Origin of the sequence: Methylobacterium sp. CCH5-D2 (genome assembly GCF_001556475.1) — a bacterium.
In the GTDB taxonomy this organism is placed as follows: Bacteria; Pseudomonadota; Alphaproteobacteria; order Rhizobiales; family Beijerinckiaceae; genus Methylobacterium; species Methylobacterium hispanicum.
This window is the reverse complement of the sequence record NZ_LSIX01000121.1, coordinates 1-1309: the sequence shown is the minus strand read 5'-3', so window position 1 is coordinate 1309 and position 1309 is coordinate 1. Positions and strand designations below refer to the sequence as shown.

At 73.4% G+C, this 1309-nt stretch carries 1 protein-coding gene; it reads right to left on the bottom strand.

Going from position 1 to position 1309, the window contains the following annotated elements:
• Nucleotides 1-17 precede the first annotated feature (17 nt).
• The gene (locus tag AX737_RS02465) at nucleotides 18-983 is read right to left on the bottom strand and encodes a lipid kinase (RefSeq protein WP_082772836.1); all 966 of its coding nucleotides are present in this window, start codon (nucleotides 981-983) and stop codon (nucleotides 18-20) included.
• Nucleotides 984-1309 lie beyond the last annotated feature (326 nt).

Here is a 1309-nt window from a genome sequence, read left to right as displayed (position 1 = left end):
GGATCAGGGCGCGAGCGTCAGAGGGGGAGAAGGCCGTCGCGGGGGCCGGGGCGCGCGTCCGGGCCGGGCGCGAAGATGCGGATGACCTTCGGCACCACCTTGAAATGGGCCGGCGTGTAGGTCGTCAGCTCGCCGTCGGTGTTCACCGGCCGCCGCTTGCGGGTGGTGATGCGGATCTCCGTGGTCTTGAAGGCGCGCACGTCCCGCGCCCGCCCCTGCGTGCCGCGGCGCAAGGCCGGCAGCAGCGCGAGGAGGCGCCACCAGTGGGCGACCTCCAGGCTGTAGAAGTCGAGCTTGCCGTCGTCGACCGCCGCGCCCTCCTCCACGGTCATGCCGCCGCCGTAGTGGCGCCCGTTGCCGACCGAGGCCTGGATGGTGGTGACGCGCTCGGTCTGCCCGTCATGCTCGATCGTCACCGTGAAGGGCCGCACCCGACGCAGCACCCGCACGGCCGCGACCGCGTAGCCGAGCACGCCCCAGGTCTTCTTCGATTCCGCGGTCAGCTCGCCCGCGAGCTCCGCCGAGAATCCGATGCTCGCGACGTTGAAGTAGTAGTGCCCGTTGACCCAGCCGAGGTCGGCCGGCCGTGCCTCGGCCGTCGTGATGAGGCGGGCGGCGGCCACCGGGTCGAGGGGGATCCCCAGCGAGCGGGCGAGATCGTTGGCGGTGCCGAGCGGCAGGATGCCGAGCGGCAGCCCGGTCTCGACCAGCGCCTCGGCCGCCGCGTTCATGGTGCCGTCGCCGCCGCCCAGGATGACGCGATCGACCGAGCCGGCATGGGCGGTGATCAGCGCCTTGCAGTCGCCGGGCGGCGGCTCGACCGGCTCGATCCCGCCCGCACGCAGGACGGCGCGGATCTCGTCCAGATCGACGCCGCCGTTGCGGGCCTTCGCGTTGCAGATCAGGAGGGCGCGGCGGGGCTGCCCGGGGGCTCGGCCCTGCGTGGCGCCGGCCTGCGGAGCTTGGGTCTGCGTAAGGGTCAAGGGGCGGGCACTCCGGTGCGTTCGCGCCGCGTCAGCGCAAAGGCAGGAAGCGGTCCGACATCACGGCCGACGCCTCGGCCGCCAGAGGAGCCCGGACCCGGGTTGAGCGGAGACTTGGGTGTGCGGCGCCCGATCTCAACCCCGGTCCGGGGCCGGACTGTGGATTTCCGTGGGTGCGGGGATGACGGGCCGGTCTTTCGGCCGGTGTGTCCGCGCGGCCCGGAGGGGACTGGTAAGAGGCTCGGCGTGAGATGTCGCCGGGGCCGTCGCGGACGACGGGGCGGAACTACCCGCCCACCCCGTCGCGTTTCACGCTGTGCCGCCCC